Annotated in this window: 15 protein-coding genes and 1 tRNA gene; 14 read left to right on the plus strand and 2 right to left on the minus strand. The window is 63.8% G+C overall.

All coding sequences use genetic code 11. The annotated features are described in order from the left end of the window. The first annotated feature begins 2 nt into the window (after positions 1-2). Complete coding sequence (locus tag NFR41_RS01510; RefSeq protein WP_251230428.1) at positions 3-509, plus strand: molybdopterin-binding protein; 507 nt, start codon at positions 3-5, stop codon at positions 507-509. Positions 510-618: 109 nt separating this feature from the next. Here NFR41_RS01510 and NFR41_RS01515 read toward each other — a convergent pair whose 3' ends face one another. Next, positions 619-1,164 carry a winged helix-turn-helix transcriptional regulator gene (locus tag NFR41_RS01515; protein ID WP_251230429.1) on the minus strand — a complete coding sequence of 182 codons (546 nt, stop codon included), beginning with the start codon at positions 1,162-1,164 and terminating at the stop codon, positions 619-621. 245 nt (positions 1,165-1,409) lie between these two features. Between NFR41_RS01515 and NFR41_RS01520 the strand changes: the two genes are divergently transcribed. The 5 genes from NFR41_RS01520 to NFR41_RS01540 all read left to right on the plus strand — a co-directional run bounded on the left by NFR41_RS01520 (position 1,410) and on the right by NFR41_RS01540 (position 6,243). Further along, positions 1,410-1,811 (plus strand): pyridoxamine 5'-phosphate oxidase family protein, encoded by a 402-nt coding sequence (locus NFR41_RS01520; protein WP_251230430.1) that lies wholly within the window; start codon positions 1,410-1,412, stop codon positions 1,809-1,811. 9 nt (positions 1,812-1,820) lie between these two features. Further along, entirely contained in the window at positions 1,821-2,387 is a 567-nt protein-coding gene (locus NFR41_RS01525; protein WP_251230431.1) for a flavin reductase family protein, read from the plus strand. Between the two features lie 176 nt (positions 2,388-2,563). Continuing rightward, positions 2,564-4,087: an ATP-binding protein gene (locus NFR41_RS01530; RefSeq protein ID WP_251230432.1), complete on the plus strand. Its 1,524-nt coding sequence runs from the start codon at positions 2,564-2,566 to the stop codon at positions 4,085-4,087. Next, positions 4,084-4,836 (plus strand): response regulator transcription factor, encoded by a 753-nt coding sequence (locus NFR41_RS01535; RefSeq protein ID WP_251230433.1) that lies wholly within the window; start codon positions 4,084-4,086, stop codon positions 4,834-4,836. The genes NFR41_RS01530 and NFR41_RS01535 overlap by 4 nt, the downstream gene beginning before the upstream one ends. A 147-nt stretch (positions 4,837-4,983) precedes the next feature. After that, positions 4,984-6,243 (plus strand): ammonia-forming cytochrome c nitrite reductase subunit c552, encoded by a 1,260-nt coding sequence (locus NFR41_RS01540; RefSeq protein WP_251230434.1) that lies wholly within the window; start codon positions 4,984-4,986, stop codon positions 6,241-6,243. 89 nt (positions 6,244-6,332) lie between these two features. On the opposite strand, the gene NFR41_RS01545 is transcribed toward NFR41_RS01540, so the two are convergent. Continuing rightward, a complete protein-coding gene (locus NFR41_RS01545; RefSeq protein WP_251230435.1) occupies positions 6,333-7,745 on the minus strand; it encodes an ATP-binding protein in 1,413 nt (470 codons plus the stop codon). 161 nt (positions 7,746-7,906) lie between these two features. Here NFR41_RS01545 and NFR41_RS01550 point away from each other — a divergent pair. The 8 genes from NFR41_RS01550 (at position 7,907) to NFR41_RS01585 (ending at position 15,938) form a co-directional block, all read left to right on the plus strand. After that, positions 7,907-7,983: transfer RNA gene (locus NFR41_RS01550), tRNA-Arg, on the plus strand. A 221-nt stretch (positions 7,984-8,204) separates the two neighbouring features. Next, entirely contained in the window at positions 8,205-9,572 is a 1,368-nt protein-coding gene (locus tag NFR41_RS01555; protein WP_251230436.1) for a magnesium transporter, read from the plus strand. Positions 9,573-9,597: 25 nt separating this feature from the next. Beyond that, positions 9,598-11,064, plus strand: a complete 1,467-nt coding sequence (locus NFR41_RS01560; RefSeq protein ID WP_251230437.1) for an NRAMP family divalent metal transporter — start codon at positions 9,598-9,600, stop codon at positions 11,062-11,064. 204 nt (positions 11,065-11,268) lie between these two features. Continuing rightward, entirely contained in the window at positions 11,269-12,135 is an 867-nt protein-coding gene (locus tag NFR41_RS01565; RefSeq protein ID WP_251230438.1) for a glycosyltransferase family 2 protein, read from the plus strand. Beyond that, a complete protein-coding gene (locus NFR41_RS01570) occupies positions 12,132-12,476 on the plus strand; it encodes a DUF2304 domain-containing protein (protein WP_160212999.1) in 345 nt (114 codons plus the stop codon). Before NFR41_RS01565 ends, NFR41_RS01570 begins: the two co-directional genes overlap by 4 nt. After that, positions 12,476-13,348 carry a LicD family protein gene (locus tag NFR41_RS01575; protein ID WP_251230439.1) on the plus strand — a complete coding sequence of 291 codons (873 nt, stop codon included), beginning with the start codon at positions 12,476-12,478 and terminating at the stop codon, positions 13,346-13,348. Before NFR41_RS01570 ends, NFR41_RS01575 begins: the two co-directional genes overlap by 1 nt. After that, positions 13,345-14,718, plus strand: a complete 1,374-nt coding sequence (locus NFR41_RS01580; protein WP_251230440.1) for a lipopolysaccharide biosynthesis protein — start codon at positions 13,345-13,347, stop codon at positions 14,716-14,718. Before NFR41_RS01575 ends, NFR41_RS01580 begins: the two co-directional genes overlap by 4 nt. Positions 14,719-14,780: 62 nt before the next feature. Next, a complete protein-coding gene (locus tag NFR41_RS01585; protein ID WP_251230441.1) occupies positions 14,781-15,938 on the plus strand; it encodes a glycosyltransferase in 1,158 nt (385 codons plus the stop codon). Positions 15,939-15,962 lie beyond the last annotated feature (24 nt).

The raw sequence follows: 15,962 nt of genomic DNA on the forward strand, positions 1-15,962 counted from the left end.
ATATGAGCAAATGGAACGGTAAGACCGTAGGCGCCTTCGCCGGCGCCGCCATGCTGGCCGTGTCCGGCGCCGCCGCCGTGGTGCCCGCCATGGCGCAGCCGGTTGACGGTGCTGTGGCTGCCGACGCCGTGGTGGCCGCCGACCAGGCTGCCGCTGCGCAGGCTTCGACCAAGGCCACCGTGCAGGGCTCCTTCACCTTCGCGCAGGACGTGATCACGCCCAACGACACCATCAGCTCCGTGTTCGCCAAGGCGGCGGCCACGCTGTGCCAGTGCACGACCCAGGAGGCCGCGGCCTGCTGTGCCGGCGCCATCGCCGTGGGCGGCGACGTTGCCAACGCCTACTCCGCCACCGTGGCCGACATGGCCGGCAACGACGCGTCCACCCGCGTCATCATGGGCTGCAGCTGCGCCACCAACGTTGCCGGCGGCGGTGCCGTCGCCAACGCCGAGGCCGAGGGCGTGACCCTGGAGTCCGTGCTCGCCCAGGCCCAGGCCGCCGCGAAGTAGCAGTTAGCGCCACAGCTGCGTTTCGGCAATCCGAAGCCCCCGGCTCGCCTTCGAGCCGGGGGCTTCCTCGTTTTCGGCAAGAGCCTTCCTGGGTCCAGGCTTCGCGAACCTAGGCCGCCGCCTCGAAGGCCATGAGGGCGCTTTGCGCGGCGGCTAGGTCGCCGGTGCCGACGAGGCTCGCGTAGTCGCGCTCCACGTTCCAGCCGCCCTCTTCGTCCGTTTGGGCCACGACCTCGCCGGATTCGCTCAGAGCGACGAAGCTATCGCCTTGCTCTCGCACGAGCAGAACCTCGCCCGTCTCGCAGCGCACCGGCGCGCCATGCTCCTTCTCTATCTTGTACATCGTGCCCCATTCCACCATCGCCATGAGCACGGGGCGAAGGCTTCGCCCCAAAGCGGTGAGCGAGTATTCGACCCGGGGCGGCACCTCGGCGAAGGTTTCCCTATGCAGCAGCCCGTTGTCCTCCATGGCCCGCAGGTTCGCGGTGAGCACCTTCGTGGACACCGAGCCGAGCGCCTTGCGGATCTGGCCGAAGCGGCGGGTTCCATGGAGCAGCTCGCGCAGGATGAGCACCGACCAGCGGCTGCTGATGAGAGACAGCGTCACTTCCACAGGGCAGCGGGGCAGCGAAAGGGTTGTGTTGGTTGAATCCATAGTTCAAAAACCTCATTTCATCTTAATAGATTCAATTTGAAACCATATTACAAATAAGTCTCTACTTTCTGCTGGATACTTATTTATTCTAAGCTTCTGACTGCAATTTGCAAGAGAGGAAGCGGATTGCCGCAGCCGAGGAGGCTGCGGAAGAGAAGGGATGCGGAGCCGACGGGCCGAATCGCGCGGAATGCAGCCGCGGTCGAGTTTGGCGGCGTCCCGCCCTCGCGAGGAAAGGGAAGACCATGCAGAAGATCGTCGAGTTTTTGGCCGCCAGCCCCGTCCAGTACCTGGCCACCGTGGGCACGGACGGCAAGGCGAAGTGCCGCCCGTTCATGTTCCTCATGGAGGTGGACGGCAAGCTGTGGTTCGGCACGAACAACAAGAAGGCCGTGTTCGCCGAGATGCAGGCGAACCCCACCGTTGAGGTGTGCACGTCGACGCCGGACTTCCGCTGGATCCGCATCAGCGGCAACGCCACCTTCGAGGACAACCGCGCCGTGAAGGAGGCCTGCATGAACATCCCGATGCTCAAGGAGCAGTACCAGACCGCCGATAACCCCATCTTCGAGGTGTTCTACCTTGCTGACGGCCAGGCCGTCATCGCAGACATGACCGGCGCCGAGCCGACGGTCGTCAACCTGTAAGGGCCGGCGATGGCTGTCACAGAGGTAACTCGGTTCGCGAAATCGCAGTTCATCCCCCATCCCATGATGCTCTTCGCCGCGGGCACCTACGAGGCGGACGGAAGCGCCAACCTGACGCTCGTGAGCTGGATGGGCTTCTACTGGGACGGCGGGCTGGGCATCACGCTGTGCCTGGACGGCGACAAGGCCGTGAAGCGCAACTTCGAGCGCACCGGATGGCTGACGCTCAACGCGCTGACCCGCGAGCAGACCAAGCTGGTGGATGCCCTGGGTCGTGCTTCGGGACCGCAGAAGGCCGAAGCCGCGGCACGGTTTAACCTGACGGCGGCCGACGGGTCGCCGGCACCGGAGCTGGCCGACAGCCCGCTGGTGTACGAGGTGGAGCTGGCGCGGCAGCTGGAGTTCGACGGGAGCACCCTGTACTTCGGGCGCATCTCCGCCGTGCGCAGCGCCGTCGCGGACGCGGGGGAGGACGGAACGGCGGTCTACGATATCGTCGCCGCGAGCCCGCTGCTGGCATCTCAGCGCGACTACTGCTGCCTGACCGAAGGGGACGTGCTCGGCCCATGGTGCTAGGCACCGCGCTTACGAGCATCGAAGCCGACGGCGCGCGGAAGTCCCCGCGGCCGGTGGCGGGGCGCGACCTGAAGGCTGATCCGACTGCTGCGATTTTGCAACAGTTGGGCCGGCCGTTTGCCGTCGGCGCTCCTCTATAATGAAGGAAGTTGCAGCATCGAGAAACGGGGCCCATCGTGGAGCGACGACGGCTCGCCAAGCGCTTCTTCCTGCTCGCCCTCGGGGTGAGCGTTGCGGTTCTGGTCGTTTACCTGGCCTGGTCCTACCATACGAAAGGCGTTGAGAACGAGCGCCGCGCTTTGGCGGAGGCGCGGGTGCTCAGTGCCGAGATCGGGGCCGCGTGGGAGTACATCGATTCCGTGCAGATCCTGATGAACCGCGGAAACGGCGAGGGCAACTTCGCCGGCGTGTACTGCGCCGTGGCGGCCAAGTCCATCGCCGAGAGTTTCTCCGACGACTCCGAGTACTCCATCCGCTATGTGCGCGAGGACCCGCGCAACCTTGATGACGTCCCCGACGCGTTCGAGAGCCGCGCCCTGGAGCGGTTCGAGCAGGGAGGCGTCGAGGAATGCTACGGTTTCGAGCGGCAGGACGACCGCAGCGTCTTCCGTTACGTGGCGCTGCTGGACATCGAGGAGGGGTGCCTGTCCTGCCACGGCGATCCGGCGGGCGAGAAGGACGTGACCGGCTACGCCAAGGAGGGCATGGCTGTGGGGGACGTGGCCGGAGCCGTGTCCATCGTCATGCCCATGGACGCCATCTTCGCCGAAGCCCGCGACGATATGCTGGGAGCCATCGTGTTCTTCTGCGTGCTTATGGGCGCCGTCACCGTCATCTTGGTGCTGGGCCTGCGCGCCTGGGTCACTGCTCCCATCATCGACGAGAACGAGAAGCTGCGGCGGGAATCGGAGGACCAGTCGAACTTCCTGACCATCATCACCCACGAGCTGAAAACGCCGCTTTCGTCCATCCTGGCCTTCACGGAGCTGTGGAAGGAGCGGGTGCCCGACGACTCCGCGGAGAGTCGCGAGCTGGTGGACGAGGTGGAGACCAACGGCCGCGTGCTGCTGGACATGATCGACAACGTGCTGGACACGGCGAAGCTGGAGGCGGGCACCAAGGCCCTGGCCTCCGGTGAGCTGGACGCCTTCGACCTGGCGGCCCAGGTGCGGGCGACCATGGGGCCGCTCGCGCGCAAGAAGGGCGTGGCGTTGACCCTCTCGGTAGGTTCGGACACGCCGCTGCTCCTGGGGGATGAGGAGGTTATCCGCCGCATAGTGGTGAATCTGGTCAACAACGCGCTGCGCTTCACGCCGGCGGGAGGGTCGGTGTCCGTGGCGATGGGCTGCGAACGCGGCCGTTTCACCATTCGCGTGGAGGACACCGGGGCGGGCATACCGTCCGACCAGCTCGAGCACATCTTCGACCGCTTCGTGAGCGCTCCTCACTCCGAAACCACCAGCGAAGGCGGCACGGGCCTGGGGCTTTCCATCGTGAGCACCTTCGCATCGCTGATGGGCGGCCAGGTATCGGTGGAGAGCGAGGTGGGGCGGGGGAGCTGCTTCATCGTGGAGCTGCCGCTGCCGGTGCTGGACGACGAGTTGGAGGAAGAGGGGCGCTGCGAGGAAGTCGCGGCGGAACAGGGCGCCGTCGGCTGCGAGGGCCACGAAGGTGCGGCCGACGGGGGGTGCTCTCGATGATGGAAGAAAACGTTTCGGCCAAGGAATGCGATAGGGCGCCGCTTGCGCTGGTGGCCGACGACGACGCCAGCTCCGGCAGCGCCATCGAGAAGATGCTGGCCAAGGACGGCTACCGCTGCGTGCAGGCTGCGAACGGCCAGGAGGCGTTGCGGCTGTTCGGCGCCATGCGCCCCGACGTGGTCATTCTGGACGTCATGATGCCGCTGATGGACGGCTTCCAGGTGTGCGGGCGCATCCGCGAACGGGATTGCGAGACCCCGGTGCTGTTCCTGTCGGCAAAGGGCGACATCGTGGACAAGCGCATCGGCTACGGCATCGGGGCCGACGACTATCTGGTGAAGCCCTTCAGCGGCGACGAGCTGCGGCTGCGCGTGGGGGCGCTACTGCGTCGGGCGCGGCTCGCCAGGGGCGAGGGCGCGCGGGGCGGCACGGCGCCGGAGACCTACCGCGTGGGCGACTTGGAGGTGAACGTCCACACTGGCGACGTGACCGTGGGCGGGCGGCGGGTGGAGCTCACGCCGAAGAAGATGCGCATCATGGCCGTGCTGGCCGCCCACCCGGGCGAGGTCTTCAGCAAACGGGATCTGATCAGGGAAATCTGGGGCGAGGAGTACCTGGATTCGTCCATAGCCATCTCCGTGTACGTGCGGCGCATCCGGGCGAAGATCGAGCCCGACCCCAGCGAGCCGACCTATCTGCGGACGGTGTGGCGCTACGGCTACCGGCTCGTCGACCGCCTCGAGGGCTGAGCAGGTGGGGCGCAGGCGGCCGACCGTTGCGCAACCTTAGCGTCTGCGGCGGTCAACCATTGCGAACGCGCAACATCTCCCCGCAGCGAGCAGCGGTTGCCTACAGTGGAAGCGCTGCATCGCAACAACCGAGGAGAGGAGGAGACGATGAAGCAGAAGCTGTCGCGCAAGATCGTGCTGGTGGGAGCCACCGTGGCCACCGTGGCGCTGATCGGCTGCCTAGGGTGCGCAGGCCAGAACCAACCCGCCGAGGAGAAGGGCGAGGCACCGGCCGCTCCCCAAGAGCAGGCGAGCCAACCGGAAGCGCAGGCCCAGGACGCCCAGAAGCCCTACGAGATGAAGACCCTCGCCGAGTGGGTTGCCCTGTATCCCAACGAGGGCAACACCTACATGGACTCCGAGATGACCAACACCTACGAGTCCTTCAGCGGGCTGTGCACAAGCGACTTCTTCGGGGGAGAGGACGCCCCCAACGGCTGTGCCGCCTGCCATGCGAGGGAGCACTTCGCCGAAGGCTATGCCGCCGAAGGCGAGGCGTACCTGTTCAAGAACGCCGGGGAAAACGCCGCCTACTGGTCTAACTGCACCAACTGCCACGTGGGCGATCCCGGTGACGGCAAGGTGGAGGGCGGCAACCTCTACGGCGAGCTGACTTCGGCGAGCGCCACGAAGCTGTTCCCTGCCGAGGATTACATCTGCGGTCAGTGCCACGCCATGTTCCCCGGCAACGCCTACATGGAGGACGCTTACAAGGGCATCGATCAGTATAAGTACGGCATCGACCCCGAGGACATGCTCCGAGCCATGAAGGAGTACTACGAGGCGAACCCGCTGACGGGCACCGAGATGACCGCCGGCATGGTGGGCGTGCCCATGCTCGACCCGTCGATCAACACCGTCCTGTACATGACCGACGCCTGCACCGAGGTCGAGGTGTTCCAGGACAGCAACCATCAGAAGATGGGCCTCACCTGCATCGACTGCCACATGCCTCAGACTCAGGCCGCCGATGGGGCCAAGTTCACCAACCACAACATGACCCAGACGGTTCTCGAGAACCCCGATGCGCTGGCCAAGTGCATGACCTGCCATAAGAGCCAGGGGATCGAGGACGCGGACGCCATGGTGGCCTTCGTCCAGGGCAAGATGGCCGAGCTCGAGGCCGCCCAGGCCGAGACGAAAGCCAACCTCGATGCATTCCACGACGCTCTCGCCAACGTCGTTGCCAACGGCGGCGTCGACGAAACCAAGCTGAAGGCCGCCCAGGACGACTACAACCTGGCCAACGTCTACTTCAAGTACCAGGCCGCCAACGGCAACATGGCCGCCATGAACCTTACCAAGTGCATGGACTACCTGGAGAAGGCCAACTCGCTCATCGCCGACGGCATGGCTCAGCTGGGGTAGCAACCTCGAAGCCTCCGCCGCAGGGCGATAAAGACGTCACGGTGCCTTGGGCCCCCGGCTTCGGCCGAGGGCCCTTCTGCCGTCCGGGACTAAGCAAGCCCCATGTCGTCCATGGAAACTAGCGTACAGCCTTGCTGCTTCGCCTCCGTACGGCATTCGGCGGTGAATCCGCTTTTCGAGAAGAGGACAAGCTGTTGCTTTCTGCCATCTCGAACGATGTTCGCGCGGTAGCTCAGTTTGTGCAGAACATCAGTGCCGACCGGGCCTGCCTGCCATTTGCATTCCCCGCAAATCATGGTGTCGTCGTCGCAGAGGGCCACAACGTCTAATTCGGCTTGCTCCTTCATCCTGGGGTCCGTTCCCCACCAGCGTCCAATACCCAGAATAAGGGGCCATTCAGCCCGATTCGGACGATAGACGAGCCATTGCCGGCATACCTCTTCGAAAACAGGGCCCGTAAAAGTGGGAAGATGATTCCGGACGATAAGCTGAGCCACTTCTTCTGTCCGGCCCGCTTCTATCGGCGTTAGGTAACGCAGGACGAATCGGTACCAGAAGCGAAAGAGATTGTCGGCCAAGACGTACCGCGTCTTCTTTCGATTGGCATCTACGATTGGCTTCTCCTGGCGCACGATACCGAGCTCTTCGAGTCCTTTGAGGTAGTTCGCCATCATGGTTCGCTCGATACCCGCGACATCGGCGATGTTGGAGAGCTTCCCTTCTCCATTTGCTATGGCCTGAATGATCGCATTGTATTTCGACGGTTCGCGAAGTTCCTGCTGAAGGAAGGCGTCAGGCTCTCCATACAGAAAGCTGTCTGTGCGCAAGACGTTGCGGGCGATGTTTTGCTGCATACTCATAGATGAATTCCATTGGCTGAGGTAAAGGGGGATGCCGCCGGTAATTCCGTACCAGGTGACGATGTCCTCGGCAGAGCTTCCCTGCAAGAGTTGAGCGGCTTGCATAATGGAGAAGGGCTGGACTTTTATCTGCGCGGTTCGCCTTCCGTAGAGCGGGCTCGTATACCCCAGTACCTGATGCTCCATGAAGCTCATGGATGATCCGCAGAGAACGATGAACAGTTGGCTTCTGTCCTTCTCTGCATCTATGCAGTGCTGCAGGATTGACGAGACGGACCTATCGCTTTGAGCGAGGTAAGGATATTCGTCGATGACGAATACGATGCGCTGTTTACGGGCAAGGCTCAGCACTGCAGCGAACGCTTGCTCGAAACTGGCGAAGACGGGAGACGGCGTATCTCGGGCAACGGGCGTTCCTCCGGGTTGCAGAGACGCGATAGCCTGGCTGAGCGCAACGAGGTTCTCCTTGGAGGTCGACTCGCGAGCCGAAAAGAAAATAGTCGGCTTTCCTTCGGCAAAATGTGAGATAAGAGCAGTTTTTCCAACGCGTCGCCGTCCGTATATGACGACCATCTGGAAGCCTCCGCAGTTATAGAGCCCGTTCAGCGTTGAGAGCTCCTGGTCCCTTCCGACGAATGCCATGCATAGCTCCTTAGTTTTTGTAGTATTACGAATATAATAATCGTGAAAATATAAAGATGCAATCATCTTCTCCTCTCGTCAGGCGATCGCGCTTACCTTGTAAAAAAAGTGGTTGACAACCTCCTTCGCTTCCGTCATACTAGCTTCTGCTGTTTCGACGTGCGCCGTTACCTCAGCTGGATAGAGGGACTGACTACGAATCAGTACGTCGGGGGTTCGAATCCCTCACGGCGCACCACTTCAGCACCTTTACCCGCAACGACTGGAAACAGCACGTGCGGTTTTTTTATGCGTCGCGCTGGCGGTCGGGTTGGCTGGCGGCGCGGGCATACCTGTAGGCAGAAGGAAAGGACCACACTTGAAGGTTCGAAAATCGAAACCTCACAGTAGCTAGCCTTCCTTCGTCATGCCTTCCGTGGGCCGTCGAAGGGGCGGCTTAACCACGGAAAGGCACACTCTATGCTCTACCTGTCCCAGATGATCGGGGAGCCCGTCGTTGATTCCAGCGGCGAGCGCCTTGGCACCATTTCCGACCTGGCCATCTCCACGGGCGAGGTGTTCCCCCGCATCACCAGCCTGGCGTTCAAAGGCCCGGGCAATGTCCCGTTCATGATTTCCTGGCGCAAGTACGTCGACACCTTCGACGACGACGGCATCGTGCTGGGGGTGGATGCCCATGACATCCGCTTCAGCTACCTGCAGCCTGACGAGGTTCTGCTTGCCCGCGATCTGATGAATCGCCAGATCGTGGACACGCAGGGCCTCAAAGTGGTGCGCGTGAACGACCTGAAGCTGTCGCAGTCGGGCACTCAGCTGCGGCTGCTGGGTGCCGAAGTGGGCATCCGCGGCATTCTGCGCGGGCTGCATCCGCTGGTGGAGACGGCGGCGGTGGGCGCGGCGAAGCTGTTCCGCAAGAAGATTGACGAGCAGATCATCGCGTGGAACTACATGGACCTGCTGGACCGCGACCTGTCCGAGGTGCAGCTTTCCGTTACGCACAAGCGCCTGGACGAGCTGCATCCGGCCGACGTGGCCGACATTCTGGAGCAGCTGGATCCGCAGCAGCGCGCCAATGTGTTCCAGCACCTGGACGACGCCCAGGCCACCGAGGCCATTTCCGAAATGGAGGACGAGTTCCAGGCCGACTTCATCGAGGACTTGGATGAGGCGCGGGCGGCGGGCCTTCTGGGATCGATGGACCCTGACGACGCGGCCGACATCGTGCGCGACCTGTCCTACGAGAAGGCCGAAACCCTGTTGCGCCTGTTGGGGGCCGAGGACGCTTCCGAAATCCGGCGGCTTTTGGGCTACAAGGACGGCACGGCCGGCGGTATGATGACCACCCAGTTCGTGGCTGTGGAATCCGATGCCACGGTGGGCGAGACCATCGAGGTGCTGCGAGATCTGCCCGACGACCATCCCACGGTCCACTACGTCTACGTGACCGACGAGTACGAGAAGCTCATCGGGCTGCTGTCGCTGCGCACGCTGGTGCTGACCGACCCCGACCGCCCCGTAGCCGAAGTGATGCACGACGATGTGATCACCGTGAATCCGGACGAGACCGAAGAGGGCGTGGCGGCCGACATCTTCAAGTACGACATCCCCGCCATGCCCGTGGTGGACGAGCACGGCGCGCTGCTGGGCATCGTCACCGTGGACGATGCATGGGACGCCATCGAGGACGACGTGTCCGGCGACAAGACGCGGGCGAGCGTGGGCAAGGTGCTGGGCATCGTGCTGGCCGTGGTGCTGTTGCTGGCGTTGTACACCCTGATCGTGCTGCAGCTGGCCGGTGCGGTCGGCGGCGGCTGGGCTGCGGCCTAGCGGTGCGGGCGGAAAGGCGAAGGCCATGAGGTCCGGAAAAACCGTGCAGCCAAAGCGCAGCGCCGAGCGCCAGACGTCGAAGCGCTGCGGGCATCAGGGTTCGGCGACCCATGCCGAGCTGTCCCAGGGATCTGTCTGCCAGGGGAGCGCCGACAAGCAGAAGGGCGCGTTGAAGCGGGTGTTCTCGCGAGGCGGCGTCCTGACCGACGCTGTGCCGGGAGCGCAAGAGGCCCAGGAGGCGTCTGCCCAGGTTGCGCCCGCAAAGCAGAAGAGCAGGCTGCTGCTGGTGCTTGCGGCCATGGGCCCGGGCATCGTCACGGCCATGGCGGGTAACGACGCCGGAGGCATCTCCACCTATTCCACCGTGGGCACCCAGTTCGGCTTTGCCACGCTGTGGGTGATCCCTATCATGTGCATCCTGCTGATCGTGGTGGAGATGACCGCAGCGCGCATGGGGGCTGTGACCGGCAAGGGGTTCGCGGCGCTTATTCGCGAACGGTTTGGCATCCGCCTGACGGCGCTGGCCATGATGGCGCTGCTCATCGGCAACGTGTGCACCACGTTCTCCGAATTCGCCGGCATCGCCAGCGGCATGGAGATGTTCGGCGTGTCGAAGTACGTTTCGGTGCCGGTTGCTGCGGCGGGCGTATGGCTGCTCATCGTGGGCGGCAGCTACAAGCGGGTGCAGAAGGTGTTCCTGATTCTGTCGCTGGTGTTCGTCACCTACATTGTGGCGGCAGTGGTGGCCCAGCCCGATTGGACGGCTGCCCTCGAGAGCACCGTGGTGCCCCGCATCGTTCAGGACCAAAGCTTCGTCTCCCTGGTCATCGCCATGATCGGCACTACCATCGCGCCGTGGATGATGTTCTTCAACCAGTCGAACGTGGTGGAGAAGGGCCTGACCACCGATGACATGCTGGGCCAGAAGGCCGACGTGGTTTCGGGCACCATCGCTGCGTGCCTGGTGGCATGGTTCATCATCGTGACCACGGGAAGCGTGCTGTACCCCCAGGGCATCGCCATCGATTCAGCGGCCGATGCGGCGCTGGCCCTGGAGCCCTTCGCAGGTCCTTATGCGCGGGTGCTCTTCGCCGTGGGACTGGTGGCGGCGTCGTTTCTGGCGGCGTGCGTACTGCCCTTGACCACGGCGTTCGTCATCTGCGAGGCCTTCGGGTGGGAGGCGGGCGTGTCCTTCAAGTGGCGCGAGGCCCCCACGTTCAAGTCCATCTTCACGGCGGTTATCGTGCTGTCGGCGGCCGTGGTGCTGATTCCCGGCGTCGACCTGATGGCCGTCATGCTGACCGCCCAGTTTGTGAACGGCCTGGTGCTGCCGGTGCTGCTGGTGTTCATGGCCATCATCGCCGCGGACAAGCGGGTGATGGGCGCCTACCGCGCGCGTCCGGTGTCGCGAGTGCTGCTGTGGGCAACCGTGGGCATCGTGGGCGTGCTCACCGTGGCGCTGCTGGGCATGCAGGTGCTGGGCGTGGGGTAAGGGGAATTCTCCGGCCGGCGCGGCACCTCTTTTGGGGAGGGGCGTTGATGCGCATCGTGCATACCGGGCAGGTTCGGACGCTTTTCTGCGCGAACCTGCCCGGTATGCGGCCTTGGAGGCGAGGATCGAGGTGTATCTTTCGTCGGGTCATCGGCAACCATGAGCTATCGGGTAGAATAACGGCTTATGGAAAAGAGTCCGAAAGTGATTGCCATCGTGCCGGCGTTCAACGAAGCGGCTAACATCGTGTCGGCCGTGGAGGACCTGCGTGTGAATGCGCCTGATATTAACTACGTAGTTGTGAACGACGGTTCTCGCGACGAAACGGCGGTTATCTGCCGCCAGCGGGGCTACCATATGGTCGACTTGCCTGTGAATCTGGGGCTGGCGGGCGCTTTCCAGACCGGCATGAAGTACGCGCTCGACCATGGCTACGACTACGCGCTGCAGTTCGACGCCGACGGTCAGCACTCGGCCGCCTACGTGGGGGCGCTGGTGGATGCGGCGGAGAAGCAGCGGGCCAACGTGGTCATCGGCTCGCGGTTCGCCGCGGTGAAGAAGCCGGTGAGCGCGCGCATGGCCGGATCGGCGCTCATTTCCGCCATGATTCTGCTGACCACGGGCAAGCGCGTGCAAGACCCCACGTCCGGCATGCGGCTGTTCGATGCCTCCATGATTCGGCTGTTGGCAACCGAGCCCGATCTGGGACCCGAGCCCGACACCATCGCGCTGCTCATGCGTCGCGGTGCGAAGGTGTGCGAGGTGCAGGTGCAAATGCGTGACCGCGTGGCGGGGGAGAGCTACCTCACGTTCACCCGCTCGGCCAGCTACATGGCGCGTATCGGCCTGTCCATCCTGCTGGTCCAGTGGTTCCGCCGGCCGTTTTCCGAACCCGGGCGCTTTCGCGGGAAGGCGGCGGTTGCGCCGAGCGACGTTGCGGTGTGCTGTGCGCCTGTTCCGACCGACCAGGTGCTTCGACCCTGCGAGGTCGAGGGCGGACGGGCGCTTTCCGGCTCTTCGGCTGCGTCGACGAAGGGCGCGGGCGCTGTGGAAGAGGAGGCCTTGCGATGACCGGCTGGTTGCGCGTGGTGCTGATTGTGGCGTCGTTGGCGGTGATGGCGCTGGTGCTGGTCAAGATTCGCAAGGCCCAGATGCGTATCGCTGACTCCACGTTCTGGTTTCTGTTCGCCGCCATCATGGTGGTGTTCGCGGTGTTTCCGCAGGTTCCGTTTTTCTTCTCGTTTCTCATCGGCATCGATTCCCCATCGAACTTCGTGTTCCTGTTCGTGATCGGCGCCCTGTTCGTCCACGAGTTCTACCTGACGGTGGAGCTGTCGCGCCTGCGCGCGAAGACGGCGACGCTGGTGCAGCACGTGGCGCTGCGTGAGGAGGACGAAGGAAAGGATGGTTGATGACGCCGCTGGACCTTGAATCGTTGCGCGCTATCGAGCTGAATCTGGCCGATGAGCTGAATCGGGTGTGCCGTGCCCATGGCTTGACCTGCTTCCTTGCCTACGGTAGCCTGATTGGCGCCCTTCGTCATGGTGGGTTCATCCCTTGGGACGATGATATGGATTTCGTCATGTTGCGCGATCAGTACGAAACCCTGCTGGCGAACTTCGATCGATGGCGCAGCGGCGAGCAATTTCTTCTGACCAGCTATCACGATGGGCGCACCCTTTTTCCCTTCGCCAAGCTGATCGACGCCCGTACCTGCGTGCGCGAGCAGTTTATTCGCAAGGATGTTGCTACAGGGGTGTGGGTGGACGTGTTTCCGCTTGACGACGTGGAGACGGGTGGATCGGGGGTTTTGACACGCCGGGCAAAGCGAGCGTTCGCCTCCGCGGCACGGATTGGATTGGCGCGGAGCTTCCAGATGGCGGACCCGGCCATCGGGTCGAGCAGGGTGGTGAAGGTGGCGAAGCGTCTGGCTTGCCCTATCGCCCATCGGCTGGACGGGGTGAAGCTGTCGCGCCGGGTTGACGAGGCGGCACGTCGGGCTGGTGGCGATGGGGAGGGCGAGGCGCTGTTCGTGGCCGACATTACTGCGGAGGGGAATTGCGAGAAGCTGTTTTCGAAATCGCTCTTCTCCGAAGCAGTCGACGTGGCGTTCGAGGGCAAGGTCTTCACGGCTCCCATCAGGTCAGATGAGTTCTTGACCGTCCAATACGGCGACTGGCGCACGCCGCCGCCGGAAGATGCGCGGTCCGCCCACGTGTTCAAGGCCTTCGTTCGCGATGGGTTCTCCATCGAGGAAGTGATTGCGGGCAGTGATGTCGTATGAGTGACCAGGAGTTCAATCGGTGCGCTTCCGTTCCGTCGCCGCTTTCCCTGAAGGCGAACATGCTGTGGAACTCGGCGGGGTCGCTCACGTATCTGGCGTGCCAGTGGCTGGTGACGGTGCTGGTGGTGCGCCTGACCTCGGGCTACGATGCTGCGGGGCTGCTTTCTCTGGCTATGTCGGTGACGGGCATCTTCGGCACCTTCGCTACTTACAAGATGAACACCTACCAGATATCCGATGTGCACCACGAGCATAAACTTGCCGATTATCTGGGATTTCGTCTTGTCATGCTGGTGGGCGCCTTCGCTGCTTGCATGGTCTATGCGTTGCTTACCTGCACCGAGGGGGCGCTGCTCACTATTGCGCTTTTCTACGGCTTCAAGGGCGTGGGCCTGGTTATCGACGTGCTGCACGGGGCTGATCAGCAGCATCGGCGCATGGACTACATCGGCAAGTCGTTCATGCTGCAGGGGGTGGGCACGCTTGCGGCCTTCGTGCTGGTGTTCGGCCTGACCCAAAGCTTGAATGCGGCCATTGTGGCCATGGGCGCAGCGGCCTTGGCGGTGCTAGCGCTGTTCGACCTGCCCCATACCGGGCGCCTTGAGACGGTGAGCGTTCGCTTCAGCCGCGCCGAGACGCTGTTCTTCGTGCGGACGTCGCTGCCGGCCGTAGTGGCGTCGGTGGCGGCAAGCGCCCTGTTCACCATTCCGAAGCAGTATCTGGCCGTAGATGCGGGCGACGCGGCCCTGGGCATCTACGCGTCGGTGTCGGCGATTGCCCTGGTGGTGCAGATGGGAGCGCAGTATCTGTACGTGCCGCTACTGGACGTGTTTCCACGGGCGTTCTTCGACGAAGGGGCGGGCGCGTTCAGGCGTCTGCTTGCGAAAGCGGTTGCAGGCATTTTGGTCATGAGCGCTGTGGCCACTGCGCTTTTGGTACTGCTGGGGCCATGGGTGCTAGGCCTGTTGTTCGGCGAGTCGATTTTGCCCTACGCCTATTTGCTGCTGCCGGTGATCCTGGCCACGGTGGCCACGGCGTTTCTGTGGTTCCTGGGCGATCTGCTCATTGCGCTGCGTGATTTCCGCGGCAACTTCTGGGGAAACATTGCGGCGCTGGCTGCCGTCTGCGCGCTTACAGTCCCGCTGGTGAGCACCTACGACATGAACGGCGTGAGCTTCGCCGGGGCGGGGGCGTGCCTGGTGGGCGTGGCGGTGTGCGCGGCGTTTCTTGCGCGCGACGTGCGGCGGCGCGGTCGTCCGGACGCCTCGGAAGCGGAGACGGAGCCTGGCAAGCAGATCATCCCGGGCGAAAGGGCAGAGGTGTCTTCGCCGGCGAACGAGCGAGGCATCTCGTCGATAGGTCGTGATTGAGCGATGGTCGGGTCTCTTTCCGAAATGCGCCCGCTCTCTCGAAAAAGCGCTGGGAGGTCATCATGCGCGTGCTCCAGGTAATTGGCGCGATGGACCGCGGCGGCGCCGAGACCATGATCATGAACGCTTACCGCTTTGCGGATCGCGACAAGGTTCAGTTCGACTTTCTCGTGCATGAGCAGCGGGAGTGCGATTACGATGCCGAGATTGAGGCCTTGGGCGGGCGCGTGTACCGCGAGCTGCCGCGCTTCACGGGGCTCAACGGGGGCGCCTACCGCCGGGCGGTCCGCGATTTTCTGGCGCAGCATCCGGAGCACTCGGTGGTGCACGGGCACATCGGCAGCTCGGCGGCCATCTACCTGGGCGAGGCGAAGAGGGCTTGCCGGGTGGCCGTGGCCCACAGCCATGCGCAGAACTACCCGCTTTCCCCAGGCGAGCTGGCGTTTCGCGCCCTGTCGCTTCCGGTACGCTTCAAGGCTGACTATTTCCTGGCGTGCTCGCGCCAGGCGGGACTGGATCGCTTCGGCCGAACCGCGGTGGAAGGCGAGCGCTTCCATGTGCTGCGCAACGGCATCGACGTGGAGGCTTTTGCGTGTACGGACGGGCAGCATGCAGAAGCGAAGCGGGCGCTTCTCGGACGGATGGGGCTGACGTCGGACGAGGCGCTGCTGGTCGGCCATGTGGGTCGCTTCGACTCGGTGAAGAACCATCCTCTGCTGGTGGAGTCGTTCGCGCTGATGAAGGAAGCAGCGCCCGGTGCGTATCTGGTGCTGGTGGGCCGCGGCCCCGAGGAAGCAGCTGTTCGCGAGCTGGTTCGCGAGCGCGGGCTGGACGGGTGCGTGCATTTCCTGGGCGTGACCGACGATGTGCCGGCGGTGCTGCGCGGGCTGGACGTGTTCGCGCTGCCGTCGTTTCGCGAGGGACTTTCCATGGCGGCGGTGGAGGCCCAGGCCGCGGGCGTGCCATGCGTGCTTTCCGAAGGCGTGCCCGCCGAAGCGGTGCTGGAGGGCGAGGCGTGCGTAAGCGCGGCACCCGGCGTGGTGATGCTGTCGCCGAAGGCCGACCCTCGGATCTGGGCTGATGCCCTGTTGCGGGCGGCGTACCGGTCGGCTTTCGGCGGCATCGACCGCGCTTTGGGCGCCCAGGCGGCTCGGGGCGCCGGCTTCGACATCCGAGACACCGCCCGCTGGCTGCAGGAGTTTTACCTGCGCATTGCGTAGCGCTGCTTTAGCGCTTTCTTTCGG

The sequence above is a fragment of the Adlercreutzia aquisgranensis genome (genome assembly GCF_943193145.1).
Classification (GTDB): Bacteria; Actinomycetota; Coriobacteriia; order Coriobacteriales; family Eggerthellaceae; genus Xiamenia; species Xiamenia aquisgranensis.